Annotated in this window: 1 protein-coding gene; it reads right to left on the minus strand. The window is 71.1% G+C overall.

Translation table 11 applies throughout. The features are described 5' to 3' along the window. Positions 1 to 343 precede the first annotated feature (343 nt). Positions 344 to 1,040: ABC transporter permease (locus ABT324_RS33375; RefSeq protein WP_351185917.1), on the minus strand; the 697-nt coding region annotated here is incomplete at its 5' end.

Raw genomic sequence — 1,040 nt, forward strand, 5'->3', positions numbered from 1 at the left:
GGCCGCAGCTGCAGCGTCGCGTCGGTCACGGCGCGCACCTCCGCCTCCCGCCCCAGCAGGAACCGCACGGACAACCGCTCCAGTTCGAGCAACTGTCCCGCCTCTCCGCGATTCTCAGTGGTGGTTGCGCCCGGAATCGAACTCGCGTTTCGCGGTTTCTTATGGCTGGGTTGCATCACGTTCCCCTGAGGTGCGGTGCGGTTGAGCAGGACTCCAGTTGACACAAGGGGCGTTGTGCGGGCCGATCCGAAACCGGCGCGGGCTGTTTGCGGTTTCGCGCGAAATCGGCATCTGGCACGCGTGCGGAACGCTGATCTCGCGCGAAATAGCCACCCCGCGCCGGTCACAGGGCCAGCTCCGATCGGCGTCGGGGGACGACGCGGTCGCGCCAGGTCGCGGCGAGGCCGGAGACCGCGAGGGTGGTCGCCACCAGGAGCAGCGACGGGAACAGCACGATCCACCAGGCACCCAGCAGGACCGCTTCGCGGCCCGCGCCGAGGATGTTGCCGATGCTGGCCAGGTGCGGTGGCAGGCCGAGGCCGAGGAAGCTCAGCGCGGTCTCGTGCCACACCGCGTGCGGCACGAGCAGCACCGCCGAGAGCGCCGCCTGCGGCACGATCGCGGGCAGCAGGTGCCGCACCAGGATCCGCCACCGCGACGAGCCGCCCGCGATCGCCGCGTCGACGTACGGGCGGCTGCGCAGCGACAGCACTTCGGAGCGCACGATGCGCGCCACCGTCGTCCAGTGCGTCAGGGCGATCGACAGGATCACCGCGCCCAGGCTCCCCCGGTACAGCGCGACGATCACGATGCCCAGCAGCAGGTGCGGAACCGAGTTGACGGTGTCCACCACGCGCATCAGCAACCGGTCCGGCCACCCGCCGAGGGACCCGGCGACCGCGCCCACCAGCGAACCGAGCACAGTGGACACCAGGGCGCTGAACCCGGCCACCAGCAGCGAGATCCGCAGCCCGGTCAACGACTGCACGAACAGGTCCCGGCCGCCGGAGTCGGTGCCGAAGGGGTGCGCGGGGCTCGGC

Source organism: Saccharopolyspora sp. NPDC000359, assembly GCF_040300525.1.
Taxonomy (GTDB): Bacteria; Actinomycetota; Actinomycetes; order Mycobacteriales; family Pseudonocardiaceae; genus Saccharopolyspora.